At 74.2% G+C, this 24,835-nt stretch carries 21 protein-coding genes; 11 read left to right on the forward strand and 10 right to left on the reverse strand.

What is annotated here, in order from left to right; genetic code table 11:
* Positions 1–52 precede the first annotated feature (52 nt).
* From ACFZP7_RS31985 to ACFZP7_RS31995, 3 genes are all read left to right on the forward strand, one after another.
* Positions 53–2,908, forward strand: a complete 2,856-nt coding sequence (locus tag ACFZP7_RS31985; protein WP_385637486.1) for a PQQ-dependent sugar dehydrogenase — start codon at positions 53–55, stop codon at positions 2,906–2,908.
* A 16-nt stretch (positions 2,909–2,924) separates the two neighbouring features.
* On the forward strand, positions 2,925–4,706 hold the full coding sequence (locus tag ACFZP7_RS31990) for a ThuA domain-containing protein (RefSeq protein ID WP_385637489.1): 1,782 nt from the start codon (positions 2,925–2,927) through the stop codon (positions 4,704–4,706).
* Positions 4,707–4,884: 178 nt separating this feature from the next.
* The gene (locus tag ACFZP7_RS31995; protein WP_385637491.1) at positions 4,885–6,555 is read left to right on the forward strand and encodes a cellulase family glycosylhydrolase; all 1,671 of its coding nucleotides are present in this window, start codon (positions 4,885–4,887) and stop codon (positions 6,553–6,555) included.
* A 19-nt stretch (positions 6,556–6,574) separates the two neighbouring features.
* Here the strand turns inward: ACFZP7_RS31995 and ACFZP7_RS32000 are convergent, their stop codons facing one another.
* Positions 6,575–6,787, reverse strand: a complete 213-nt coding sequence (locus ACFZP7_RS32000) for a hypothetical protein (protein ID WP_199578323.1) — start codon at positions 6,785–6,787, stop codon at positions 6,575–6,577.
* A 70-nt stretch (positions 6,788–6,857) separates the two neighbouring features.
* Here ACFZP7_RS32000 and ACFZP7_RS32005 point away from each other — a divergent pair, with 70 nt between their 5' ends.
* From ACFZP7_RS32005 to ACFZP7_RS32015, 3 genes are read left to right on the forward strand one after another with little or no spacing between them, the layout of a single operon-like run.
* Entirely contained in the window at positions 6,858–7,127 is a 270-nt protein-coding gene (locus ACFZP7_RS32005) for a hypothetical protein (RefSeq protein WP_217684448.1), read from the forward strand.
* A 53-nt stretch (positions 7,128–7,180) separates the two neighbouring features.
* Complete coding sequence (locus ACFZP7_RS32010) at positions 7,181–7,870, forward strand: response regulator transcription factor (protein WP_019330295.1); 690 nt, start codon at positions 7,181–7,183, stop codon at positions 7,868–7,870.
* On the forward strand, positions 7,867–9,189 hold the full coding sequence (locus ACFZP7_RS32015; protein ID WP_046251290.1) for a HAMP domain-containing sensor histidine kinase: 1,323 nt from the start codon (positions 7,867–7,869) through the stop codon (positions 9,187–9,189). The genes ACFZP7_RS32010 and ACFZP7_RS32015 overlap by 4 nt, the downstream gene beginning before the upstream one ends.
* A gap of 6 nt (positions 9,190–9,195) precedes the next feature.
* On the opposite strand, the gene ACFZP7_RS32020 is transcribed toward ACFZP7_RS32015, so the two are convergent.
* A complete protein-coding gene (locus tag ACFZP7_RS32020; RefSeq protein ID WP_385637494.1) occupies positions 9,196–10,098 on the reverse strand; it encodes a CAP domain-containing protein in 903 nt (300 codons plus the stop codon).
* Between the two features lie 573 nt (positions 10,099–10,671).
* Here ACFZP7_RS32020 and ACFZP7_RS32025 point away from each other — a divergent pair.
* The 5 genes from ACFZP7_RS32025 (at position 10,672) to ACFZP7_RS32045 (ending at position 17,111) form a co-directional block, all read left to right on the forward strand.
* The gene (locus ACFZP7_RS32025) at positions 10,672–10,950 is read left to right on the forward strand and encodes an acyl carrier protein (RefSeq protein WP_031015194.1); all 279 of its coding nucleotides are present in this window, start codon (positions 10,672–10,674) and stop codon (positions 10,948–10,950) included.
* Positions 10,947–12,227, forward strand: a complete 1,281-nt coding sequence (locus ACFZP7_RS32030; protein ID WP_030974010.1) for a beta-ketoacyl synthase — start codon at positions 10,947–10,949, stop codon at positions 12,225–12,227. The genes ACFZP7_RS32025 and ACFZP7_RS32030 overlap by 4 nt, the downstream gene beginning before the upstream one ends.
* Complete coding sequence (locus ACFZP7_RS32035; RefSeq protein ID WP_385637498.1) at positions 12,224–13,225, forward strand: ACP S-malonyltransferase; 1,002 nt, start codon at positions 12,224–12,226, stop codon at positions 13,223–13,225. The genes ACFZP7_RS32030 and ACFZP7_RS32035 overlap by 4 nt, the downstream gene beginning before the upstream one ends.
* A 70-nt stretch (positions 13,226–13,295) precedes the next feature.
* Positions 13,296–13,613, forward strand: coding sequence for a hypothetical protein (locus tag ACFZP7_RS32040; RefSeq protein ID WP_030974014.1), 318 nt, complete (start codon positions 13,296–13,298; stop codon positions 13,611–13,613).
* A gap of 123 nt (positions 13,614–13,736) precedes the next feature.
* On the forward strand, positions 13,737–17,111 hold the full coding sequence (locus ACFZP7_RS32045; RefSeq protein ID WP_358897320.1) for a pyruvate carboxylase: 3,375 nt from the start codon (positions 13,737–13,739) through the stop codon (positions 17,109–17,111).
* Between the two features lie 39 nt (positions 17,112–17,150).
* Here the strand turns inward: ACFZP7_RS32045 and ACFZP7_RS32050 are convergent, their stop codons facing one another.
* From ACFZP7_RS32050 to pelF, 8 genes are all read right to left on the reverse strand, one after another.
* Positions 17,151–17,477: an antibiotic biosynthesis monooxygenase gene (locus ACFZP7_RS32050; protein ID WP_030974017.1), complete on the reverse strand. Its 327-nt coding sequence runs from the start codon at positions 17,475–17,477 to the stop codon at positions 17,151–17,153.
* A gap of 34 nt (positions 17,478–17,511) precedes the next feature.
* Entirely contained in the window at positions 17,512–18,339 is an 828-nt protein-coding gene (locus ACFZP7_RS32055; protein ID WP_385637501.1) for an endo alpha-1,4 polygalactosaminidase, read from the reverse strand.
* On the reverse strand, positions 18,336–18,998 hold the full coding sequence (locus tag ACFZP7_RS32060) for a spherulation-specific family 4 protein (protein ID WP_030974022.1): 663 nt from the start codon (positions 18,996–18,998) through the stop codon (positions 18,336–18,338). Before ACFZP7_RS32060 ends, ACFZP7_RS32055 begins: the two co-directional genes overlap by 4 nt.
* Entirely contained in the window at positions 18,995–19,915 is a 921-nt protein-coding gene (locus tag ACFZP7_RS32065; protein ID WP_062129944.1) for an NAD(P)-dependent oxidoreductase, read from the reverse strand. Before ACFZP7_RS32065 ends, ACFZP7_RS32060 begins: the two co-directional genes overlap by 4 nt.
* 7 nt (positions 19,916–19,922) lie before the next feature.
* The gene (locus ACFZP7_RS32070; protein WP_030974025.1) at positions 19,923–20,636 is read right to left on the reverse strand and encodes a nucleotidyltransferase family protein; all 714 of its coding nucleotides are present in this window, start codon (positions 20,634–20,636) and stop codon (positions 19,923–19,925) included.
* 73 nt (positions 20,637–20,709) lie between these two features.
* The gene (locus ACFZP7_RS32075; protein ID WP_019330282.1) at positions 20,710–21,711 is read right to left on the reverse strand and encodes a GDP-mannose 4,6-dehydratase; all 1,002 of its coding nucleotides are present in this window, start codon (positions 21,709–21,711) and stop codon (positions 20,710–20,712) included.
* Positions 21,712–21,849: 138 nt separating this feature from the next.
* Positions 21,850–23,259 (reverse strand): hypothetical protein, encoded by a 1,410-nt coding sequence (locus ACFZP7_RS32080; protein WP_385637505.1) that lies wholly within the window; start codon positions 23,257–23,259, stop codon positions 21,850–21,852.
* Positions 23,256–24,782: a GT4 family glycosyltransferase PelF gene (gene pelF / locus ACFZP7_RS32085; protein WP_385637508.1), complete on the reverse strand. Its 1,527-nt coding sequence runs from the start codon at positions 24,780–24,782 to the stop codon at positions 23,256–23,258. The genes ACFZP7_RS32080 and pelF overlap by 4 nt, the downstream gene beginning before the upstream one ends.
* Positions 24,783–24,835: the final 53 nt, after the last annotated feature.

Raw genomic sequence — 24,835 nt, forward strand, 5'->3', positions numbered from 1 at the left:
CACGGCGGGCCTCGCACGCCTGCCGCCACCCCTCACCTTCCGGGAGAACCCTGTGCGCACGAGACCGCTCGGGCACAGACGTGTCCGCTCCTTACTGCCGGCCCTGGTCGGCGCCCTCGCCCTGGTACTGCCGACGGGCCCGGCCACCGCCGCCCCGGCGGACCCGGTCGGCGGCGCAACGGGCACCGTGGCCGCCGAGGAGTTCCAACAGGTCACCCTCGCCAAGGGCGTGGCCGAGACCGGCGAACCCATGACCCTGGCGGTCCTGCCGGACCGTTCGGTGCTGCACACCTCGCGCGACGGCACGCTCCGGCTGACCGACGCGGCGGGGAACACCGCCGTGGCCGGCAGGCTCGACGTCTACAGCCACGACGAGGAGGGCCTGCAGGGCGTCGCCGTCGACCCGGGCTTCGCCGCCAACCGGTTCGTCTACCTCTACTACGCGCCCCGGCTCGACACGCCGGCCGGTGACGCGCCCGCGGACGGCTCGGCCTCCGACTTCGCCCCCTTCGACGGCGTCAACCGGCTCTCCCGCTTCGTGCTGCGCACCGACGGCACCCTGGACGCGGGCAGCGAGAAGAAGATCCTCGACGTCCCCGCCTCCCGCGGCCTGTGCTGCCACGTCGGCGGCGACATCGACTTCGACGCGGCCGGCAACCTCTACCTCTCGACGGGCGACGACACCAACCCCTTCGCCTCCGACGGCTACACCCCCATCGACGAGCGCGCCTCGCGCAACCCCGCCTACGACGCCCAGCGCTCGTCCGGCAACACCAACGACCTGCGCGGCAAGATCCTGCGCATCAAGGTGAACGCCGACGGCTCCTACAGCGTCCCGTCCGGCAACCTCTTCCCGCCCGGCACCGCCAGGACCCGCCCCGAGATCTACGCCATGGGCTTCCGCAACCCGTTCCGGATGAGCGTCGACAAGGCCACGGGCACCGTCTACGTGGGCGACTACGGCCCGGACGCGGGCACCGCCAACGCCTCCCGCGGCCCCGCCGGACAGGTGGAGTTCAACCGCGTCACCAAGGCGGGCAACTTCGGCTGGCCCTACTGCACCGGCGACAACGACGCCTACGTCGACCACGACTTCGCCACCGGCGCCGCGGGCACCACCTTCAGCTGCGCGGCTCCGAAGAACACCTCGCCGCGCAACACCGGCCTCACCGACCTGCCGCCCGCCCAGCGCGCCTGGATTCCCTACGACGGCGGCTCCGTACCGGAGTTCGGGGGCGGCTCCGAGTCACCGATGGGCGGACCCGTCTACCGCTACGACCCGGACTCCGCCTCCGAGGTGAAGTTCCCCGAGGCGTACGACGGCGACTTCTTCGCCGGGGAGTTCGGCCGCCGCTGGATCAAGCGGGTCGAGGCCGGCGGTGACGGCACCGTGCAGTCCATCAACGCCTTCCCCTGGAGCGGCACCCAGGTGATGGACATGGCCTTCGGCCCGGACGGCGCCCTCTACGTCCTCGACTACGGCACCGGATACTTCAACGGCGACGCCAACTCCGCCCTCTACCGCATCGAGCACGTCACCGGCGGCCACGCCCCCGTCGCCCAGGCCGGCGCGGACACCACCTCCGGCAAGGCACCCCTCACGGTGACCTTCTCCTCCGCCGGCAGCTCCGACGCCGACGGGGACGCCCTCACCCACGCCTGGGACTTCGGCGACGGCGCCACCTCCACCGCGGCCGACCCCACCCACACCTACACGGCCGTCGGCCAGTACACGGCCACGCTGAAGGTCACCGACTCGACGGGCAAGTCCGCCACGGCATCCGTCCAGATCACCGTCGGCAACACCGCGCCCAGCGTGCGCATCGACCTGCCCACCGACGGACGCGTCTACGACTTCGGCGCCGCCATCCCCTTCAAGGTGACGGTGACCGACCCCGAGGACGGCGCGATCGACTGCGCCAAGGTGAAGGTCACCTTCATCATCGGCCACGACAGCCACGGCCACCCGCAGACCTCCGCCACCGGCTGCACCGGCACCCTCCAGACCCTGGCGGACGGCGAACACGACCCGAACGCCAACATCTTCGGCGTCATCGACGCCGAGTACACCGACAACGGCGCAGGCGGCCAGCCCGCCCTCACCACCCACGACCAGCACATCACCCAGCCCAGCCACCGCCAGGCCGAGCACTACGGCGACTCCTCGGGCGTCCAGGTCGTCGCGCACGCGCCCGCGCACGGCGGCAGGACCGTCGGCCACATCGAGAACGGCGACTGGATCTCCTTCCGGCCGTACGCCCTCGACAACGTCACCTCCTTCACCGCCCGGGTCTCCTCGGCCGGGACCGGCGGGACCATCGAGGTGCGCGCCGGCTCCCCGACCGGCACGCTGCTCGGGACCGCGACGGTACCGGTGACCGGCGGCTGGGAGACCTTCCAGGACGTGACGGCCGCCCTGAGCGGCCGGCCGTCCGGCACCACCACCCTCTACCTCGTCTTCAGGGGCGGCGCGGGCTCCCTCTTCGACGTGGACGAGTTCTCCTTCACCACCGGCGAAGGCGGTGCCCGGACCGGCCCGGTGCGGGGGGTGAACGGCAAGTGCCTGGACGTGGACAACGCGGGCACGGCGGACGGTACGGAGGTGCAGCTCTGGTCGTGCAACCAGTCGTCGGCGCAGGCGTGGACGGTGGCCGGTGACGGGACGCTGCGGGCGCTGGGGAAGTGTCTGGACGTGTCCGGTGGCGGCAGCGCCGACGGTACGCGGGTCCAGCTGTGGACGTGCAACGGGACGGGTGCGCAGAAGTGGGCGGCGCAGCCGGACGGGACGGTGCGCAATCCGCAGTCGGGCAAGTGCCTGGACGCGTCGGGCGGTACGTGGAACGACGGGACGCCGGTCCACCTGTGGACCTGCCACACCGGACCCAACCAGAAGTGGACCCTGCCGTAGAGAGGAGGCGACCCCCATGCGCAACCATGCGAAAGCAGCCCTCGGCCTGTTCGCCGCCGCCGTACTGTGCGCGGCGCCCCAGGCCACCGCCCTGCCCGGCGTCGCGACCGACGCCGCCACCGTCCGCACCGCCGTCCAGGCGTCCCCGGACGCCGCGGCACAGGCCGCGGCCGACCCCGCGTACGACGTGCTCGTCTTCTCCCGCACCGCGGGCTTCCGCCACTCCTCGATCGACGACGGCATCGCGGCCCTGCGGGATCTCGGCGCGGCGAACAACTTCACCGTGGACGCCACCGAGGACCCCGGGGCGTTCACCACCGGCAATCTCGCCCGGTACGAGGCGGTCGTCTTCCTGTCGACGACGGGCGACGTGCTCGGTGACGCCCAGCAGACGGCGTTCGAGGACTACGTCAACGCCGGCGGCGGATACGTCGGCATCCACGCCGCCGCCGACACCGAGTACGACTGGCCCTTCTACGAGGGGCTGGCCGGCGCCCTCTTCCACTCTCACCCCGCCATCCAGCCCGCCACCGTGGAGGTCGAGGACCGGGCGCACGACGCCACCGCGCACCTCGGCGGCACCTGGCAGCGGACCGACGAGTGGTACAACTACCGCACCAACCCGCGCACCACCGCCCACGTCCTGGCCTCGCTCGACGAGTCCAGCTACTCGGGCGGCACCATGAACGGCGACCACCCGATCGCCTGGTGCAAGGACTACGAAGGCGGCCGGGCCTTCTACACCGGCGGCGGCCACACCGACGAGTCCTACACCGACCCCGCCTTCCGCCGGCACCTCCTCGGCGGCATCCGCTGGGCGGCCGGCATGACCAACGCCGACTGCCGCCCGGAGAGCGGCTACACCTCCCTCTTCGACGGCTCCGCCACCACCGGCTGGCAGCAGGCCGGCCCCGGCGGGTTCACCCTCGCCGACGGTACCCTCACCTCGCACGGCGGGCTGGGCATGCTCTGGTACGCCGCCGAGGAGTTCACCGGGGACTACTCCCTCAAGCTGGACTGGAAGGCGTCCGGGGACGACAACTCCGGTGTCTTCGTGGGCTTCCCCGCCTCCTCCGACCCCTGGTCGGCGGTGGACAACGGCTACGAGATCCAGATCGACGCCACGGACGCGGCCGACCGCACCACGGGCGCCGTCTACGGTTTCCGGTCGGCGGACCTCCCCGCGCGCGACGCCGCGCTGAACCCGCCGGGGGAGTGGAACACGTACGAACTCCGCGTCACCGGAGAGCGGCTGGAGGTCTTCCTCAACGGCGTGAAGATCAACGACTTCACCAACACCGATCCGGCGCGCAGCCTGCGGCAGGGACACATCGGCCTCCAGAACCACGGCGACGGCGACGAGGTGGCCTTCCGCGACATCCGCGTCAAGCACGCCGGTACGCCGGGACCCGATCCGCGTACGGGTCCGGTGCGGGGGGTGAACGGCAAGTGCCTCGACGTGGACGGCGCGGGCACGGCGGACGGTACGGAGGTGCAGCTCTGGTCGTGCAACCAGTCGTCGGCGCAGGCGTGGACGGTGGCCGCTGACGGGACGTGGAAGGCGCTGGGGAAGTGCCTGGACGTCTCGGGCGGCGGCAGTGCGGACGGGACGCGCGTTCAACTGTGGACGTGCAACGGGACGGGTGCGCAGAAGTGGGCGGCCCAGCCGGACGGGACGGTGCGCAATCCGCAGTCGGGCAAGTGCCTGGACGCGTCGGGCGGTACGTGGAACGACGGGACGCCGGTCCACCTGTGGACCTGCCACACCGGACCCAACCAGAAGTGGACCCTGCCCTGACCGGATCCCGAGGGCAGTAGACCCGGTGCGTCCCGCTCACCCGGGTGAGCGGGACGCACCCGTTCCCACCGGCATCCGACGCACCGGCGTCGCCAGTCTTGACGTGTACGCGCCGCCGTGGGTTCATGGGAGCGCTCCCACAGTAGTAAGCGCTTCCCATCCACCCACTGGAGGCACCGTGCGTACGACACCACCCTCCCGAACCCGGCCGGGCCGCTCAGCCCGCCTGCTCACCCTGCTGGCCGCCCTCGTGGGGCTGGCCTTCCTCGGCGCCCTCTGCCCGGCCGCGGCCCTGGCCCAGTCGTCCGGCGCCCGGGCGGCCACCGGCCTGCACATCAGCGGGGGCCGGCTCCTCGAGGCCAACGGCAACGATTTCGTCATGCGCGGCGTCAACCACGCCCACACCTGGTACCCCGGCGAGACCCAGTCGCTGGCGGACATCAAGGCACTGGGCGCCAACAGCGTCCGGGTCGTCCTCTCCGACGGTCACCGCTGGAGCGAGAACAGCCCCGCCGACGTCGCGAACGTCGTCGCCCAGTGCAAGGCGAACCGGCTGATCTGCGTCCTGGAGGTGCACGACACCACCGGCTACGGCGAGGACGCCGCCGCCGGGACGCTCGACCACGCCGCCGACTACTGGATCGGCCTCAAGGACGTCCTGGCGGGCGAAGAGGACTACGTCATCGTCAACATCGGCAACGAGCCCTGGGGCAACACCGACCCCGCGGGCTGGACCGAGCCGACCGTCGCGGCGGTGAAGAAGCTGCGCGACGCCGGGTTCCAGCACACGATCATGGTGGACGCGCCCAACTGGGGCCAGGACTGGCAGGGCGTCATGCGGGCCGACGCCCGGACCGTCTTCGACGCCGACGCCACCGGCAACCTGATCTTCTCGATCCACATGTACAGCGTCTACGACACCGCCCAGGAGATCACCGACTACCTGAACGCCTATGTCGACGCCGGACTGCCCATCCTCATCGGTGAGTTCGGCGGCCCCGCCGACCAGTGGGGCGACCCCGACGAGGACACCATGATGGCCACCGCCGAGCAACTGGACCTCGGTTACCTGGCCTGGTCGTGGAGCGGCAACACCGACCCGGTCCTGGACCTCGCGCTCGACTTCGACCCGAGCCGGCTCAGCTCCTGGGGCGAGCGCATCTTCCACGGCGCCGACGGCATCGCGCGGACGTCGAAGGAAGCGACGGTCTTCGGCGGCGGAGCCCCGGACGACACCGAGGCACCCACCGCTCCCGGAACCCCGTCCGCCTCCGCCGTGACGGCCACCTCCGTCACCCTCGGCTGGTCCGCGTCGACCGACGACACCCGCGTCGCCGGGTACGACGTCGTCCGGGTGGGCGACGGCGCCGAGACCCCGGCCGCCACCTCCACCACCAACTCCGTCACCGTGTCGGGCCTCACCCCCGACACCGCCTACACCTTCGCCGTCTACGCCCGGGACGCGGCCGGCAACCGTTCGGCGCGCTCCGCCACCGTGGACGTCAGGACCCGCGAGGGCGGCGGCACCCCCGGTGCCGTGTGCGCGGTGACGTACCGCGTCGTCGGCGAGTGGCCGGGCGGATTCCAGGGGGAGATCGCCGTCCGCAACACCGGGACCGCGCCCCTGACTCCGTGGACGCTCGCCTTCACCTTCCCGGACGGCCAGACCGTCACCCACATGTGGGGCGGGACCGCGACCCAGACCGGCGGCGCGGTGAGCGTCACCCCGGCCTCCTACACCGCCACCGTCCCGGCCGGCGGCACCGTCACCCTCGGGTTCACCGCGGCGAAGGGAACCGCCAACACCGCCCCCACCGCCTTCAGCGTCAACGGGACCGCCTGCGCGTGAGGGACGCCCGTGAGCGGTGTCACCACGACACCTCGCGGACATCGGCCCGGCTCTGCGGCCGGGTCGTGGCCGTGATCTCCGACCGGTGGCGGCTCGCCGAGAACGTCACCGTCAGCGTCTGCGGGCCGCTCTGCTCCGTGCTCACCGTGAAGCCCCGGTCCGGCACCGCCGAGATCAGACACACCCCGGCGTCGCCGAACCGCACGGTCGCCTTGCCGCCCTCGGACGGCACCGTGTAGACACCGGCGCCGCCCGTCTCGCACCCCGAGCCGCCCCCGCCGGTCGGCGTCGCCGGGGGAGCGGTGCGGGCGGTCGGCGTCGGCGTCGGGGTCGGCTCGGGCGGCTTCTCGCTGCTCCGGGACGGTGTGGGGCTCGGCCTGCGGCTGGTCGCCGACGGGCTGGGGGAGGGCTCCACCGTCCTCGACGGACCGGGACGCGGGGACTGCGGCGGGTCACTGGGCGCCGACTGCGCGACCGGCGCGGTCGGCCGCGTCGAGCCCACCACGAAGTGGATCGTGATGATGACAGCCGTGACACTGGCCGCCGTACAGGACAGCCAGATGATCAGGTAGCGCAGGAGGCGGGACACGACACCATAGTGACGGACCGGCTAACGTGCCTGCCCATGGCCTCCGTACTGGTCGTCGAGGACGACCCTGTGATCCGGGCCGCGCTGATCGAGGTCCTGACCGGACACGGCTACGCGGTCAAGACCGCCCACCAGGGTTTCGAGGCGCTGCGCGAGATCACCCAGAGCCCGCCGGACATCGTGGTGCTGGACCTCGGGCTGCCCGACCTGGACGGTCTCGACGTGCTGCGGATGATCCGGGGCATCTCCCGCGTCCCGGTCCTGGTCGCCACCGCCCGCGACGACGAGAGCGAGATCATCCGGCTGCTCAACGCCGGGGCCGACGACTACCTGGTCAAGCCGTTCTCCGGCGGCCAGCTCGCGGCCAGGCTCGCCGCCGTGCTGCGCCGGTCCGTGCCCGCCGACGTCCGGGCCGCCCGGCGGCCCGTCCTCGAGGTGGCCGACCTGCGCATCGACCCGACCGCGCGCACCGCTCACCTCGCGGGCCGGGAGCTCCCGCTCACCCGCCGCGAGTTCGACCTGCTCGCCTACCTCGCCGCCAACGCCGACCAGGTCATCTCCCGGCAGCGGATACTCGCCGAGGTGTGGCAGCAGCCGTACGTGGAGGACCAGACGGTCGACGTCCACCTCTCCGCGCTCCGCCGCAAAATGGGCGAGAAGGCGCGAAAGCCCCGCTACCTCCACACCGTGCGCGGCATAGGCATCAAGTTGGTCAGCTCGCCATGAGACGTGCCCTCGCCGGGATCGCCCTGGCCGTCACCTCGATGGTGGCGCTGTCCTTCCTCATCCCGCTCGCCCTCCTCGTCCGCGAACAGGCCCGGGACCGGGTCACCACCGCCGCCGAGCAGCGGGCCTCCGCCCTGTCCCCGGTCCTCGCCCTCACCACCCGGCGCGCCGACGTGCAGCAGGCCGTCGCCGAACTCGGCTCCGCCGACCAGCTCGTCGTACGGCTGCCCGACGGCGGCTTCGTCGGCACCCCGCACGCGCCCCGGGACGCCCTCGACCGGGCCGTGCGCGGGCGCGAGACGCTGGCCGTCGACACCGAGGACGGTTGGGTCTACCTCCAGCCCGTCGTCCTGCGGGGCGACCGGGTCGCGGTCGTGGAGGCCTTCGTGCCCGCCGCCGACCTCACCCGGGGCGTGGCCGCCTCCTGGGGGGTGATGGCGCTGCTCGCGCTGGGTCTGGTCGGCGGCTCGGTGCTGGTGGCCGACCGGCTCGGCGCCCGCGTGGTGCGCTCCTCCCGCAGCCTCAAGCGAGCCTCGCTGGCCCTCGGCTCCGGCGACCTGGACGTCCGGGTGGAGCCCGACGGCCCGCCCGAGCTGCAGGAGGCCGGCGCGGCGTTCAACACGATGGCCGACCGGGTCGTCGACCTGCTCGCCGTCGAACGCGAACTGGTCGCCGACCTCTCGCACCGGCTGCGTACCCCGCTGACCGCTCTCTACCTGGAGGCCGACCGCATGGGCGCGACCCCCAGCGCCCGGCGGGTCACGGAGGCGGCCGGCCAGCTGGAGAGCGAGCTGGACTCGATCATCGCCGCGGCCCGCACCCCGCTGGCGTCGGCGCACCTGGCCGGTGCGGGGGCGGGCGCGGCGAAGCCGTGCGACGTCGCCGAGGTGGTCGCCATGCGCCTGGACTTCTGGTCGGTCCTCGCCGCCCAGCAGGGCCGGCCCTACGAGCGCTCCCTCACCCCGCGCCCGGCGCCCGTCGCCTTCCCCGAGGACGACCTCGCGGCCGTCGTCGACGCCCTGATCGGCAACGTCTTCCGGCACACCCCCGAGGGCACCGCCTTCGCCGTCCGCGTGGAGCGGGCCGACCGGCACGTGTTCCTCACGGTGGACGACGCGGGGCCGGGCGTGGCGGACCCCGAGGCCGCGCTCACCCGGGGGGTCAGCGTCGGCGGGTCCACGGGGCTGGGCCTGGACATCGTGGCCCGGGCGGCCCGCGCGGCGGACGGTGAACTGACGATCACCCGCGCGCCGCTGGGCGGCGCGCGGGTGCGGGTGTCCTTCGTGCTGGCCGGCGCGGGCGGCGCCGGGGGCCGGTGACGGGGGTCAGCGGCGGGCGCCGAAGTTCTGCGTCCACCAGGGGCCGCCGTCGCCGAAGTGGACGCCGACGCCCAGCTCCTTGAAGGAGCAGTTCAGTATGTTCGCGCGGTGGCCGGGGCTGTTCATCCAGGACTCCATCACCGAGGCGGCGTCCGCCTGCCCCCGGGCTATGTTCTCGCCCAGCGTCGACCACTGGTACCCGGCGGCCTCCACCCGGGTCGTCATCGTGGAGCCGTCGGGGCCGGTGTGGGACATCACGCCGCTGCTCGCCATGACGTCGCTGTAGTCGTCGGCGGCCCGGGTGAGCCGGTCGTTCGCCGTGACCGGGGAGCAGCCTGCCGCGGCCCGCTCCTCGTTGACCAGCGCGAGGACCTGCGCCTCGGGCCCGCCGGAGCCGCCGGACCCGCCGGACCCGCCGGAACCACCGGACCCCGACGCCGACCCCGAGCCGGACCCCGAGCCGGATCCGAGGCTGCCCGAACCGGTGCCGCCGCCACCGCTCGCCGTCCCGCCACCGCCGCTCTTCGCCGTCGTCCTCGCGGGCGCCTTCGAGGCGGCCTCGGTCGTCTTCCGGGCCCCGGCGGTGGGGCTCGCCGACGGCTTGGCCTTCTCCTTCGGCTTCGCGCTCGCGCTGGGGGAGCCGCTCGCCGTGGCGGTCGGGCTCGCCGGGCCGGACGCGAGCGGCGCCGTACCGCCCGCCGCGTACTCGGCGCCCGGAGCCTCACCGGCGGTGCTCGCGGCGACCCGGTCCGAGGCCCCGCGGTCCTCGCCGTCGGCGACGGCCAGGGTGATCCCGACGCCCGCGGTCACGGCGACGGCGCCCAGGGCCAGCGCGGTACCGCGTGTCCTGAGCCCGCCGCGCGGACGGGCGTGGGAGCGGGACGGGCGAGCGGCTCGGCGGGAACCCATGCAGGACACCTCGGTCTGTCGGTCGGCTGGCTCGGCCCCGGTACCCGGTGGACGCGATCGCGCCCACCGGGCCTGTGGGGGGTGATCGAGAGCCTAGGACCCGGCCGGGGCGGAAACGGCCGTTCGAAGGTCATCTTCAAGAAGCCTTAAAAGAGCCGCCAAAGTCCGCTGAGGAACGGCCGCCGCCCCGGCCGCCCTGGCCGTCGCCGCCCTTGTGAACGCGACCGGCCCCGTCCCGGCCGTCCCGGCTGCCCCGGCCGTCCCGGCCGTCGCCGTCCCGGCGCACGCGACCGGCCCCGCCCCGGCCGGTTACGCGCCCGCCGCCCGGCACCCTCGGTCCGCCGCGGGGCGCTTCAACGTGAAGCCAGGACACGGGGGTCCGCCGGAGCCCCTCGCGCGCTCCCGATGCCCCGCCGTCACCCCGTGCGGAGCGCTTGCCGTGCCGGGCCGCAGGACAGCCTGTCGGCGTGCGCCCGGCAGGTCGCCGGAGCACCGTCGGCGCACCCCGGGACGGCGGGAACCTCCCGCCCGCCGCCTCCGGGGCGCCGCACACGGACGAGAAGGAGGAAGGACATGCCGTCCACCGCCGAGGAACGCGAGCTGCTCGACGAACTGCGGGAACTGCTGGCCGCGACGGTCGAGGACCTGTCCGTGGAGGAAGTCGGCCCCGACTCCTCCCTCAAGGACGACCTGGGCGTCGACTCGCTGGCGATGCTGGAAGTGATCGCCGCGATCGAGGACCGCTGGCAGATCGAGGTGTCGCAGGAGCAGGCGGAGCGGCTCACCACGGTCCGGCAGATCGCCGCCCACCTGTCCGAGGCCGTCGCCGCTCCCGCGGGCGGCACCGCGTGAGCCCACGGCACGCGGCCGCCCCGGCGCCCGAGGAACGCGCCGCCGTCGTCACCGGCCTGGGTCTGACGACCGCGCTGGGCGGCGACGTACCCGCCACCTGGCGGGCGCTGCTCGACGGCGCGTGCGGCGTCGGGCGCCACGACTTCGCGCCGCCGGAGGGACCGCCCCAGACCTATCTGGCGGCCCCGGCGGCCGTCGAGCCCGGCACGGTGCTGCCGCCCGCCAAGGCCGCGCACTGCGACCGCTCGGCGCAGTTCGCCCTGGTCGCCGCCCGGGAGGCCGTGCGCGACGCCGGGTTCGAGGAGGTGTCGGTCCTCGCCGCGAGCGGTTCCCGGCTGGCCGTGGTCGTCGGCGTGGGACTCGGCGGGCTCACCAGCATCCTGGAGCAGAACCACCGCCTGCACACCCGTGGCCCGGGACGGGTGAGTCCGCGCACCATCCCGGTGATGCTGCCCAACCACCCGGCCGCCGAGGTGGGGCTCATGGTGGGCGCCAAGGCCGGGGTGCACGCCCCGGTCAGTGCCTGCGCCTCGGGCGCCGAAGCCCTCTGGCAGGCCCTCGGCATGATCCGGGACGGCCGCGCCGACATCGTCGTCGCGGGCGGCGCCGAGGCGGCGCTGCACCCGCTCGCCCTTGCCGGGTTCGCGCGGCTGGGAGCCCTCTCCCGGCGACTGGACGATCCCGAGGGCGCGTCCAGACCCTTCGACGCCGACCGCGACGGCTTCGTGATGGGGGAGGGCGCCGGCATGCTGGTCGTGGAGAGCGCCGCGCACGCCGCCGCCCGCGGCGCCCGCGTCCACGGCCGGCTGACCGGCGCGGGCATCACCAACGACAGCCACCACGTCGCCCAGCCCGCACCCGGCGGGACGGGCTGCGCCGCCGCCGTCGACCTGGCCCTGCGCGACGCCGGACTCCACCCGGAGCAGGTCCGGCACGTCAACGCCCACGCCACCTCCACGCCGCTCGGCGACCTCGGCGAGGCCCGGGCACTGGAGCAGGTCTTCGCCACGTGCCTGGACGACGTGGCGGTCAGCGCCACCAAGGCCGCCTTCGGACACACGCTGGGAGCGGCCGGCGCCATCGAGGCGGTCCTCACCGTCCTCGCGCTGCGCGACCGGACCGCGCCGCCCGCGCGCAGTCTCGAACGCGTCGACCCGGAGATCGGCCTGCGCGTCGTCGGCCGCAGCCCCGCGCCCCTGCCCCCGGGGCCCCTCGCGGCCGTCACCACGAGCATGGGCTTCGGCGGGCACAACGTCGCGCTCGCCTTCGCCTCGTGAACCACGGCCCCCCGGCCCCCGCCGGCGGCACACCACGCACCGTGCTGATGTGCCCCGGTCAGGGGGCCTACCTCCCGGGCGCGCTGCGCCACCTGAGCGGGGTGCCGTCCGTCGCCCGGGTGCTGCGGAGGGTGGACGCCCACAGCACGGCGCTCGGCGGCACCGGACCGCCCGTCGGCCGCCTCCTCACCGACCCCGCCGCGCCCGACCCCGACCGGCTCCTGCGCGCCGACCCGCTCTCCTTCGACCTGGCCACCTACGCCGCGGTGGTCGCCTCGGCGACCGTCCTGCTGGACCTCGCGCGACCGCCCGTCCACGCGGTGCTCGGCCACAGCGTGGGCGACCTCGCCGCGCTCACCGTGGCCGGCGCCGTCACCCCGGAGCAGGCCGTCCGGCTGCTGCACCTGCGCGACCGGCTGCTGCGAGACGCCGCGCTGCCCGCGGCCGGCCTGCTGGCCACCGACATGACCACCGACCGGGCGGCGGAGCTGCTGCGCGCCGAGGGGCTGACGAAGCTGCGGATCGCCGCCCGCAACGCGCCCGCCCAGACGGTCCTGGCCGGACCCGCCGACCAACTGGCCGCCGCGGGACGCTCCGCCCGGGAACTCGGTCACCGCGCCACCGAGCTGACCAGCCGGACCGCCTACCACCACCCCCTGCTCGCGGAGGTCCACCGCACCTTCCGCCGGCACCTGCGGACGGAGCCCGTCGCCCGGCCCGAACTGGCCGTGTACACGGCCACCACACACCGTGCCGTACGCACCCCGGCCGGACTGCGCGCCATGGCGGCCGCCCATCTCACCGAACCCATGGCCTTCGACCGCACCCTGCGAGCGCTGAGCCGGGCGGGTTTCACCACCTACCTCGACAGCGGACCCCGGGCCCTGCTCAGCACCCTGGCCAGGGCGGGCCTGCCGGGCTGCGCGACCGCTGCCCCCTCCCGCACCCCGGTCGGCGTCGAGCGCCTGCGGGACCGGCTCGCCGCCGCCCTGGAGTGACCACCCCCGATGCCGCCGGGGTCGCCCGCCGGTATCGGGGTAGGCGGAGGGGAGCCGAAGGAGGAGTGCCATGACGACGTACGTCATCTCGGTCCCGGGAACGTTCACCGGCGAGGTCCCGGACAGCACGAAGGACGAGCTCGCCCGCGCACTGCGCCCCGCCGACCCGCACCGCACCCACCTCGGGGACGAGGAGGACCTCGACGCCCTCTCGGTCAACGACGACGGCACCTTCACCATCCGCCTGACCGTCGAGGCCGACACCACCGCCCACGCGGAGGGCCGGGCCCGTCAGGTCGCCGACTCCGCCCTGCGCGCGGCCGGCCTGGACGACGGCAGCGCACCGCTCGGACCCACGGTGGTCACCGGTATCGACTCCGACGTCTGACCGGGCCGCGACGGCGACCTCACACGGCCGGGCACCGGACAGTGAGTGGCCCGGCTCACATGGCGTAGCGGAGGCGGCGCCGACACCATGGTCTCGTCACCCGGCAGGCTGAAGGGATCAAGAATGTTCCGCAAGGTGCTGGTCGCCAACCGCGGTGAGATCGCGATCCGCGCGTTCCGTGCGGGCTACGAGCTCGGCGCGCGCACGGTCGCCGTCTTCCCGCACGAGGACCGCAACTCGCTGCACCGGCTGAAGGCCGACGAGGCGTACGAGATCGGTGAGCCGGGGCACCCGGTGCGCGCCTACCTCTCCGTGGAGGAGATCGTCCGCGCTGCCCGCCGCGCCGGAGCGGACGCCGTCTACCCCGGCTACGGGTTCCTCTCCGAGAACCCCGAACTGGCCCGCGCCTGCGAGGAAGCGGGCATCACCTTCGTCGGACCGAGCGCGCAGATCCTCGAACTGACCGGGAACAAGGCCCGCGCCGTGGCCGCGGCCCGCGAGGCCGGAGTGCCGGTCCTCGGCTCCTCCGCCCCCTCCACCGACGTGGACGAACTGGTGCGCGCCGCCGACGACATCGGCTTCCCCGTGTTCGTCAAGGCCGTCGCGGGCGGCGGCGGGCGCGGCATGCGCCGCGTCGAGGAACCCGCCCAGCTGCGCGAGGCCATCGAGGCCGCGTCCCGGGAGGCCGCCTCAGCCTTCGGCGACTCCACCGTCTTCCTGGAGAAGGCGGTCGTCGAACCCCGCCACATCGAGGTGCAGATCCTCGCCGACGGCGAGGGCAACGTGATCCACCTCTACGAGCGGGACTGCTCGGTGCAGCGCCGCCACCAGAAGGTCATCGAGCTGGCACCCGCCCCCGACCTCGACCCGGCACTGCGGACGCGGATCTGCGCCGACGCCGTCAACTTCGCCCGGCAGATCGGCTACCGCAACGCCGGCACCGTGGAGTTCCTCGTCGACCGCGACGGCAACCACGTCTTCATCGAGATGAACCCACGCATCCAGGTCGAGCACACGGTCACCGAGGAGGTCACCGACGTCGACCTCGTCCAGTCCCAACTGCGCATCGCCGCCGGGGAGACGCTCGCCGACCTCGGTCTCGCGCAGGAGAACATCACCCTGCGCGGCGCCGCCCTCCAGTGCCGCATCACCACCGAGGACCCCGCCAACGGCTTCCGCCCGGACACCGGGCAGATCAGCGCCTACCGCTCGCCGGGCGGCTCCGGCATCCGCCTCGACGGCGGAACGACCCACGCCGGTACGGAGATCAGCGCCCACTTCGACTCCATGCTGGTGAAACTCTCCTGCCGAGGCCGGGACTTCACCACCGCCGTGAACCGCGCCCGGCGCGCCGTGGCCGAGTTCCGCATCCGCGGCGTCGCCACCAACATCCCCTTCCTCCAGGCGGTGCTGGACGACCCCGACTTCCAGGCCGGCCGGGTCACCACGTCCTTCATCGAGCAGCGCCCGCACCTGCTCACCGCCCGCCACTCCGCCGACCGCGGCACCAAGCTGCTCACCTACCTCGCCGACGTCACCGTCAACAAGCCGCACGGCGAACGCCCCGAACTCGCCGACCCGCTGAGCAAGCTGCCGGCCCTGCCCGCGGGCGACCCCCCGGCCGGTTCCCGGCAGCGGCTGACCGAACTCGGCCCGGAGGGCTTCGCCCGCTGGCTGCGCGAGTCGCCCACCATCGGCGTCACCGACACCACCTTCCGCGACGCCCACCAGTCGCTGCTCGCCACCCGCGTCCGCACCAAGGACATGCTCGCCGTCGCCCCGGTCGTCGCCCGCACCCTGCCCCGGCTGCTGTCCCTGGAGTGCTGGGGCGGCGCCACCTACGACGTCGCCCTGCGCTTCCTCGCCGAGGACCCCTGGGAGCGGCTGGCCGCCCTGCGCGAGGCGGTCCCCAACATCTGCCTCCAGATGCTGCTGCGCGGCCGCAACACCGTCGGCTACACCCCGTACCCGACCGAGGTGACCGACGCCTTCGTGCAGGAGGCCGCGGCCACCGGCATCGACGTCTTCCGCATCTTCGACGCCCTCAACGACGTCGACCAGATGCGCCCCGCCATCGACGCCGTACGCGAGACCGGCACCTCCGTCGCCGAGGTCGCCCTGTGCTACACCGCCGACCTGTCCGACCCGAACGAGCGGCTGTACACCCTCGACTACTACCTGCGGCTCGCCGAGCGGATCGTGGAGGCCGGCGCCCATGTCCTGGCCGTCAAGGACATGGCCGGCCTGCTGCGCGCCCCGGCCGCCGCGACCCTGGTCTCCGCGCTGCGCCGGGAGTTCGACCTGCCGGTGCACCTGCACACCCACGACACCACCGGCGGCCAGCTCGCCACCTACCTCGCCGCGATCCAGGCGGGCGCCGACGCGGTCGACGGAGCGGTGGCGTCCATGGCGGGCACCACCTCGCAGCCGTCCCTGTCGGCCATCGTCGCCGCCACCGACCACACCGAGCGGCCCACCGGCCTCGACCTCCAGGCCGTCGGCGACCTGGAGCCGTACTGGGAGAGCGTCCGCAAGGTCTACGCCCCCTTCGAGGCGGGCCTGGCCTCACCGACCGGACGTGTCTACCACCACGAGATCCCCGGCGGGCAGCTCTCCAACCTGCGCACCCAGGCCATCGCGCTCGGACTCGGCGACCGCTTCGAGGACATCGAGGCCATGTACGCCGCCGCCGACCGGATGCTGGGCCGCCTGGTGAAGGTCACCCCCTCCTCCAAGGTGGTCGGCGACCTCGCCCTGCACCTGGTGGGCGCCGGGGTCTCCCCGGCCGACTTCGAGCAGGACCCCGACCGGTTCGACATCCCGGACTCCGTCATCGGCTTCCTCCGCGGCGAACTGGGCACCCCGCCCGGCGGCTGGCCCGAGCCCTTCCGCAGCAAGGCGCTGCGCGGCCGGGCCGAGGCCAAGCCGGCGCCGGAGCTGTCCGCCGACGACCGCGCCGGGCTCGCCAAGGAGCGCCGGGCGACCCTGAACCGGCTGCTGTTCCCCGGGCCGGCGCGCGAGTTCGAGACCCACCGCGCCTCCTTCGGCGACACCAGCGTCCTGGACAGCAAGGACTTCTTCTACGGGCTGCGTCCCGGCAAGGAGTACACGGTCGACCTCGACCCGGGCGTCCGGCTGCTCATCGAACTGCAGGCGGTCGGCGACGCCGACGAGCGCGGCATGCGCACCGTGATGTCCACGCTCAACGGCCAGCTCCGCCCGATCCAGGTCCGCGACCGCTCGGCCGCCTCCGACGTCCCGGTGACCGAGAAGGCCGACCGGTCGGATCCCGGGCACGTGGCGGCGCCGTTCGCGGGCGTGGTCACGCTGGCCGTCGCCGAGGGGGACGAGATCGAGGCCGGTGCCACGGTGGCCACCATCGAGGCGATGAAGATGGAGGCCACGATCACCGCCCCGAAGTCCGGCACGGTCAGCAGGCTCGCCATCAACCGCATCCAGCAGGTCGAGGGCGGCGACCTGCTCGTCCAGCTGGCCTGACGGCGGTGGCGGCCCCGCACCGGGGCCGCCACCGTCCTCTCACGCCTCCTTCGGCGCCGCCTGCTGCACGACCTCGAACGACCACACGGTGGACCCGCTCGCCGCGGGCTTCGGCCGCTCCCCGCCCTCGGCGCCGCCCTGGTGGGCCGCCTTCATGGGGCCCTCCATCCACGCCTGGAAGGACGCCTCGTCGCGCCACCGGGTGTAGACGAGGTAGTTGTCGGTGCCCTCCACCGGCCGCAGCAGCTCGAACCACTCGAAGCCGTCGGAGCTCTCGACCGCGTGGGCCCGCGAGGCGAAGCGCTTCTCCAGCGTCTCGCGCTGCTCGGCCGGGACGGTCAGTACGTTGATCTTGACTACGCTCATGCCCCCATCCTGCCGCATGGCCCCCGCACCGCCGTCAGCACGGCTCGCGCCAGACCCCCAGCTCCGGCCGCTTCAGCATCGAGGACAGCCCGAGCCGGCGCGACTGGGCGCAGAAGCCCCGGGTCGGCTCGTCGTACTCCACGTGGAAGACCGCCTTGCCCGCCGCGACGAAGGGAGCGAGCCGCGCGCACTCGCCGTACTCGGCGCACTGCTCGTTGACGGCGAAGTCGAAGTCGTCCACGAGCTGGGGGATCTGCGGCAGATCGTTCTTGAGGCCCACCGCGAGACCGCGCTCGTGGGCGATCGCGGCGATCATGCGGTTGTACGCCAGCTGGTCCCGCGCGGTCAGCGGGAAGCCGGTCTCGTCGGCGTAGCCCTCCACCAGGTCGGGTTCCACCGCGTCGAAGCCCTTGTCCCGGCACATGTCGAACCGCCGCTCCATGATCGGCCGCAGGACGGAGAGCCGGCGGATGTCCAGCCAGCGCTCGCCCCGCCAGCCGTTGGGCTCGCCCAGCACGGACCGGGGAAAGGCGTCCCGGTCGGGCCGGAAGTCCTCCCAGGCACCCACGTTGACGTAGCAGATCACCTTGCGGCCGGCGCGGTGCAGCCGGGCCACGTCGGCGACGCCGTTCTCGAAGCCGTCGATGTCGTACACCGGGACGTCGACCGACGGGTCGACCCGCCCGTCCAGCTGCCACTGCCAGGCGAGACCCGGCCGGGGCCGCCACACCTCGGTCGCCGACGACCCCGACGGGCCCGACGGCTCCGGCGGCCGCGGGTCGCCCGCACCGGAGCACCCGGCCACCACCGTCATGGCGAGCGCGGCCAGCACCGCCGCGAACGCCCGCGCCCCGCGCCTCACGACGGATCCCCGGCCAGTACCGGAGTCAGCCGGGACCACGGGTTGGGCAGCGAGCCCGTGACCGGACCGGACACTGCGGCACCGCGCTCCCGCGCCGTGCGCACGGCGAGCGGCGCCAGCGCCTCCGGTACCCCGTACACCAGGTGGCAGAACCGCTCCGGGCGGTGCCGCAGCGTCCAGTCCGGCCGGCTGAACGAGGACACGTACACCGACCAGGGGCCCTCGAAGGTGACGAGGAGATCGGCGATGCGGGCGTAGCCCGGGGCGGGATGGACGCCCGGGTTGAGCACGACGGGGGCCGAGCCCTGCCGGCGCAGGGCGCGCACCAGCGCCCGGTGGGCGGGGAGCGCGTCCGGCGCCGAACTCACCCGGTCCAGGAAGCACCCCTGCGCCCCGTACCACTCCCGGTGCCGCCGGGCGTCCTCGGCCACCTCGGCCGCCGCACGCGTGCCGTAGTCGGTGTCGACGTACCCGAGCAGCCGGGCACCCGCGGCCCGCAGCGCGCCCGCCGCCGAGGCGAAGGCGGGGTCGGGGGCGTCGCCCGGACCGTTCGCCGGGTTGAGGACGACCCCGTACGTGCGGTCGGCCGCCGTGATGAGCCGGTGCCAGGAGCCCGGGTCCTCGGCGGGGTGGACGTACAGCGGAACGAGCAGGCTCACGACGGGCGGTCGCCTTCCGGGGTCCGGGACGGGGCACCGGCCGACCACAGCGCGGCCAGTGACTCGTCCAGCGAGTACGACGGCCGCCAGGCGAGCGCCGCCCGGGCCGCGGTGATGTCGGAACACTGCCAGGACACCTGGCCCGAGCGCGCCGAACCGGCGCCCTGTTCCTCGATCCGGCCGCGGAATCCGGCGATGTCCGCGAGCGTCCGCACCAGCCGCCGCACCGGTACGGCACCGCCGCCCCCGACGTTCAGCACGGACGGCAGCGGGCCGGCCGCCGCGACCGCCCGTTCGACGGCCCGCGCGACGTCGCGCACGTCGACGAAGTCCCGGTACGCCGACAGGTCGCCCAGCCGCAGCACCGCGTCCGGATCGGCGCCCGCCGCACGGAGCAGGCCGGTGACCCGGCCGGGCAGACCCGTGGGCGGTGCGCCGGGCCCCACCGGGTTGCCGACCCTGAGGACCACCGCGTCCAGCTCCGAGGTGGCGACGGTGACGGTGCCGGCCAGTTTGGAGGCGCCGTAGGCGTTGACGGGACGGGTCGGTGCCGACTCGGGCACCGGTACCCGCTCGGTTCCCGGACCGTACTCGGCGGCGGAGCCCAGGTGCACCAGGCGGGCCGAGGGGCGCGCCCGCCGCAGCGCCTCGCACAGCACGGCGGGACCGCGTGCGTTCACCTCGGCGAGCGTCACGGGGTCACCGCCGGTCGCCCCCGCGCAATTGACGACGGTGTCGACGTCCGCCTCCGCCAAGACGCGCGCGAGCCGGTCGGCCCGGTCGGTGGCCAGGTCGACGGGCACGCCGGCGCCGGCGGAGCGGCCGCCTTCGAGGACCCGCGCGCCGGGCAGGGCGCGCAGCCGCTCGGCGACGTGGCCGCCCAGGAAGCCGGTGGAGCCCAGGACGAGAATGCGCATGCGGTGCTCAGGCTCCCTTGAGCAGCAGGGACTTGCGGCTGGTGAACTCCGCGTTGGCCCGGTCGTAGTCGTCGGGGCGGCCGATGTCGAGCCAGTAGCCGTCGAAGTCGTAGGCGTGCGGCGGATTGCCGGACCCGAGCAGGTCGAGCACCAGCTCGTCGAAGCCCAGCGGCAGCCCGGCCGTGTACCCGTCGAGCGTCGCCCGGGAGAGCCCGTACACGCCCATGGAGACGCGGTAGTCCATGCTCGGCTTCTCGGTGAAGGCGACGACCCGGCTCGCGTCCGTGGTCAGCACGCCGAAGTCGATGTGCACCTTCCGCGCGTACGTGGCGATGGTCAGCGGCGCGTCGGAGGCGCGGTGCCTGCGCAGCACGTCGGCGTAGTCGAGGTCGGTGAGGATGTCGCCGTTCATCACCAGGAAGTGCTCCGGCAGCCGTTCGCGCATGGTGAGCAGCGGCCCCATGGTCCCCAGCGGGCTCTCCTCGGTGGAGTAGTCGACGGTCAGACCCCACTGCGAGCCGTCACCGACGTAGGCGCGGATGATCTCGCCGAGGTGGCCTATCGCGATGGTGCAGCCGGTGAAACCGGCCGCGGCGAGCTGGCGCAGGACGATCTCCAGGATGGCGTGCTGGTCGCCGATGGGCACGAGCGGCTTGGGCAGCGCGGTCGTGTAGGGCCGCAGCCGGACGCCCTTGCCGCCGGCCAGGATCACTGCGTGCATGTGGTTCCCCCTCGGTTCACGTGCCGGTCGTGGGCAGATGTGGTGGTCGGATGCCGCGAGCGGGTGCCCGCGGTCAGATGTTGTAGATGCCGGTCTTGTAGCGGGCCAGGTTGGCCGGGTCGCGGAAGAAGTCCACGGTGTGCGCGAGGCCCTGCACCAGGTCGTGCGCCGGGGCCCAGCCGGTCGCCTCCCGCAGCCGGGTCGCGTCCGCGACCAGCCGCATCACCTCGGAGTTCGCGGGCCGCAGCCGCCGCTCGTCCTCCCGTACGTCGAGTGCGGTGTCCATCACCTTGCCGATGAGCGCGACCAGGTCGCCGACGGAGATCTCGCCGCCGGTACCGGCGTTGAAGGTACGGCCCACCACTCGCTCGGCGGGCGCCCTGCCGACCGCGAGGAACGCCTGCGCGGTGTCCTTGACGAAGGTGAAGTCCCGGGTGGGGCGCAGGTCGCCGAGGGTGATGGTCCGTTCGCCGGCCGCCACCTGACCGATGACCGTCGGGATCACCGCCCGCATGGACTGGCGCGGCCCGTAGGTGTTGAAGGGCCGCAGCGTCACGACGGGCGTGTCGAAACTGGCGTGGTAGCTGTCCGCCAGCCGGTCCCCGCCCGCCTTGGACGCGGCGTACGGCGACTGGGTGTGGATCGGGTGGTCCTCGGTGATCGGCACGGTCCGCGCGGTGCCGTAGGTCTCGCTGGTCGAGGTGTGCACCAGCCGGGGCGTGCCCTGGGCGCGCACCGCCTCCAGCACGTTCAGCGTGCCGGTGACGTTGGTGTCCACGTAGCTGTGCGGTGCCTGGTAGGAGTACGGGATCGCGATGAGGGCGGCCAGATGGTAGACGCAGTCGGCGCCCTCGACCAGGCCCCGGACCGATCCGGGGTCGCGGACGTCGCCGAGGACGATCTCGACCTGGTCGAGGACGTCGGGGGAGAGGGTCTCCAGCCAGCCGTACGAGGAGAAGGAGTTGTACTGCGCCATGGCCCTCACCCGGTGGCCGGAGGCGACCAGGGCCTCGGTGAGGTGGGAGCCGATGAAGCCCTCGGCTCCGGTGACGGCGGCGAGCGGTGTGGCGGTCACGCGGGGTCCTTCCGGTGGGTGGAACGGTCGGTGGTACGGCGGCACTTCGGCCGGTCTTGCGCAGGTGTTCGGGGGAGGGCGGGGCACGGGGTCCGGCCCGCGCCGGGTCCGGTGGCGGTACGGCGGTTCCGCCGGGCCTCAGGCATGGGCCGCCGGCCGACCCAGCAGCCGCAGTACGCACACCGTCAGACAGAGAGCCGCGCCGCCGCAGCACAGGGCCAGCGCGGTCGCCGGACCCGGCGGGGACCCGGCCAGGGCCACCGCGCCGGCGCCGGCGGCCGCCGCCAGACACAGGACGGCCGGAACCCAGGCCACGCCGAACGCCTGGAGCAGCAGCGAGGTCCACAGCACCGCCGCGAGCGGGAGCAGCGTGACGGGATCGGCGTCCACCAGCAGCGCGGCCGGCAGCAGCGGACCGAGATACGCCAGCAGGCAGCCGGCGAGGACCGCGGCGGACCGCGCCCGGAAACCGGCCGGGGTCGCGGTGCTCCGCAGCGCCGCCACCGACAGACCCCGGTACCGGTACAGCAGCCACTCCGCCGGGCCCATGCTCAGCGTCAGCACCACCGCCGCCCACGGGTGCTGACGGCCCGCCAGAAACACCAGCGTCCCGGCGGCCAGGCCGAACAGGCCGTACGGCACCGAGCGGAGCGGATGCGGACGGGCGGCGTCCGGGACCGGCGCGGTCGCCAGGACCCCGCGCAGCGCCCACCCGGCCGCGGCCACCGCGCCGAGCAGCGACACCACCGGCAGGCCGGCCCGCAGGACGTCCCCGGGCTCCCACCACGGCAACGCCACGGCACCGGCGGTCACCGGCGCGAGCGCGGCCAGCAGCAGCCGTTCCCGGCCCAGCACCAGCAGCACTCCGGCCGCCGCCAGGTATCCCGACTGGACCGTCACGGCGAGGGCCGCCGCACCGGACCCGGCGAGGGACACCCCGGCCGCCGTCGCCGCGACGGCACCCGCGGGAGCCCCCTTCACCAGGGTGCGGCCTGCCTCCCGCCGTCCGGTCGCCAGCCGCAGGTACGCCCGGTGCCCCAGCGCCTGGTTCCACGCCCAGGACAGGAGCCCCGCGACCACCAGGGCCCGCACCGTCCCGTCCGCGGGCAGCAGGCGCCCGGCGAGCGCGTAGGCCAGGCCGGGCAGCGCGAACAGCGCTCCCCGCAGCGCGCACCGCACATGGTCGGGCCGCCAGGGATCGGCCGGGCGCGGAGGGTCCGGGAAGCCGCGCGGCACCCGCTCGTACAGCGCCGTGGCGAGCGAGAACAGGTCGCGGTGCCCGTACCGCTCCTCGATCACCTCGCCGGTCAGTCCCTCGGACTCCAGCAGCGCGGCGACCTCGTAGGGGTGCACGGCGGGCGCGACGCGGTCGGCCAGTTCGGCGGCCAGCCGGTCGACCGCGTCCCGCCGGGGATCGTGACCGGGCCGTACCAGGGCGAGGGTGTGCTGGTCGGTCGCACGACGGGTGCCGGCGCGCTCGTCGACGAGGCGGAGCGCCAGCGTGTCCTGCTCCGCGCCGCCCGGTTCGAGGGCCATGGGTCCGCTCATCCGGTCGCGCTCCCCACCGGTGCGCCGCGGTCCGCCGCCGCGAACGCGGGGTCGGCGGGGGACGCGGCGGGGGCCGCGCCGCCGAACGCCGACAGTTCCAGGTAGATGGACCGGAAGGTGTCGATGGTCTGACGGAGGGTGAACTGCTCGATCACCCGCAGCCGGGCCGCCTCGCCCATCGCCCGGCGCCGTCCGGCGTCCCGCAGCAGGGCGAGTGCCGCCGCGGCCATGGCGGCCGGGTCGCGCGGCGGCACCACCAGCCCGGCGTCGCCGACCGCCTCCCGGACCCCGCCCACGTCCGTGGAGACCGTCGCGCGCCCGCAGGACATGGCCTCGATGAGCGTGAACGGGAAGCCCTCGCTGATGCTCGACAGCATCACCACGTTGCCGGCGGCGTAGGCGTCCTTGATGTCCTCCACCCGGCCCTCGAAGGTCACCGCCTCACCGTGTCCGAGGTGCGCCGCCAGCGCCTCGCAGCGCTCCCGGTACGCCTCGCCGCCGCGCGGTGTCCCGCCGAACAACCGCAGCCTGGCGGCGGGCAGTTCGGCCCGCACCAGGGCGAAGGCGCGGATCAGGGTCTCCAGGTCCTTGATCGGGTCGACCCGTCCGGCCCAGCTGAGCACCGGCTGCTCGGGCTCCGGTCCGGCGGGCGGGAACGCGGCCGGGTCGACGCCGTTGTAGACCGTGCGTATGGACTCCGGTGCGGCGCCGCCCTGTTCCTCCCACAGCCGGTTGTAGCGGTTGCCCGGGGTGATCAGGGCGGCCCGGCGGTAGCTCTCCTCCGCCAGCAGCCGGAAGAAGCCCAGCAGCAGTGCCTTCACCGGCCAGCGGTAGGGGGCGGTGCGGTAGCCGAGGTAGCGCTCGCGCAGGTAGACGCCGTGCTCCGTCAGCAGCAGGGGCACCCCGTGCCGGTCCAGCGCGGCCAGGCCCGGCAGGACCGCGACACCGCCGCTGACCGCGTGCGCCACACCCTCTTCCGGGTACGGCGCGGCCAGCGGGCGCAGGGCGTGCTCCAGCAGGGTGGTCGCGGTCACCGCGTCGTGCAGGGTGGGCCGGGCCTCGCGCACGGGCAGCCCCGGCCGGTTCCAGACGGCGGTGAGGACGGCGATCGCCCGGTCGCCGCGGAGGAACGGGCTGAGCACGCCGTCCGCGGCGGCCCGGGCCAGCCGGTAGAGCGCCGGGCCGAACCCCTCCTCGGCGCGCGGGTCGAGCAGCGCGGTCACGAACCGCTCGTAGTCGGCGGCGAGCCGGTCGGCCCGGCGCCGCCGGGGGACGCGCCCTTCAGGGGCGGCCCCCCACATGGGGACGGAGACGACCCGGCCGACGTGCGCGGGGACGTCCCAGACCACCGGTTCGCGACCGGTGCCGGTGACGGCTATGACGTCGAAGTCCAGGTCGGGCATGCCCGTGACAAGCTGGTCGCACCAGACACTGACGCCGCCGTGACTGTGCGGATAGGTGCCTTCGGTGAGCAGGGTGACGCGCGACGCGCCGGAGCGTCGCGCGCCGTGGGGAACGTGCATGGCTGTGCTCCACGGCCGAGGTGGGTGTGCGGGCCTTCGGTGACGCGTCGTGC

This window comes from Streptomyces sp. SudanB5_2050, from assembly GCF_964272335.1.
Classification (GTDB): domain Bacteria; phylum Actinomycetota; class Actinomycetes; order Streptomycetales; family Streptomycetaceae; genus Streptomyces; species Streptomyces rochei.

Bases quoted from the DNA above. Each gene is read 5' to 3' on its own strand.
- ACFZP7_RS32010 (WP_019330295.1), top strand. From the start codon at position 7,181: ATGGCCTCCGTACTGGTCGTCGAGGACGACCCTGTGATCCGGGCCGCG.
- ACFZP7_RS32015 (WP_046251290.1), top strand. From the start codon at position 7,867: ATGAGACGTGCCCTCGCCGGGATCGCCCTGGCCGTCACCTCGATGGTG.
- ACFZP7_RS32080 (WP_385637505.1), bottom strand. From the start codon at position 23,259: ATGAGCGGACCCATGGCCCTCGAACCGGGCGGCGCGGAGCAGGACACG.
- ACFZP7_RS32025 (WP_031015194.1), top strand. From the start codon at position 10,672: ATGCCGTCCACCGCCGAGGAACGCGAGCTGCTCGACGAACTGCGGGAA.
- ACFZP7_RS32040 (WP_030974014.1), top strand. From the start codon at position 13,296: ATGACGACGTACGTCATCTCGGTCCCGGGAACGTTCACCGGCGAGGTC.
- ACFZP7_RS32050 (WP_030974017.1), bottom strand. From the start codon at position 17,477: ATGAGCGTAGTCAAGATCAACGTACTGACCGTCCCGGCCGAGCAGCGC.
- ACFZP7_RS31990 (WP_385637489.1), top strand. From the start codon at position 2,925: ATGCGCAACCATGCGAAAGCAGCCCTCGGCCTGTTCGCCGCCGCCGTA.
- ACFZP7_RS32045 (WP_358897320.1), top strand. From the start codon at position 13,737: ATGTTCCGCAAGGTGCTGGTCGCCAACCGCGGTGAGATCGCGATCCGC.
- ACFZP7_RS32065 (WP_062129944.1), bottom strand. From the start codon at position 19,915: ATGCGCATTCTCGTCCTGGGCTCCACCGGCTTCCTGGGCGGCCACGTC.
- pelF (WP_385637508.1), bottom strand. From the start codon at position 24,782: ATGCACGTTCCCCACGGCGCGCGACGCTCCGGCGCGTCGCGCGTCACC.
- ACFZP7_RS32070 (WP_030974025.1), bottom strand. From the start codon at position 20,636: ATGCACGCAGTGATCCTGGCCGGCGGCAAGGGCGTCCGGCTGCGGCCC.
- ACFZP7_RS32020 (WP_385637494.1), bottom strand. From the start codon at position 10,098: ATGGGTTCCCGCCGAGCCGCTCGCCCGTCCCGCTCCCACGCCCGTCCG.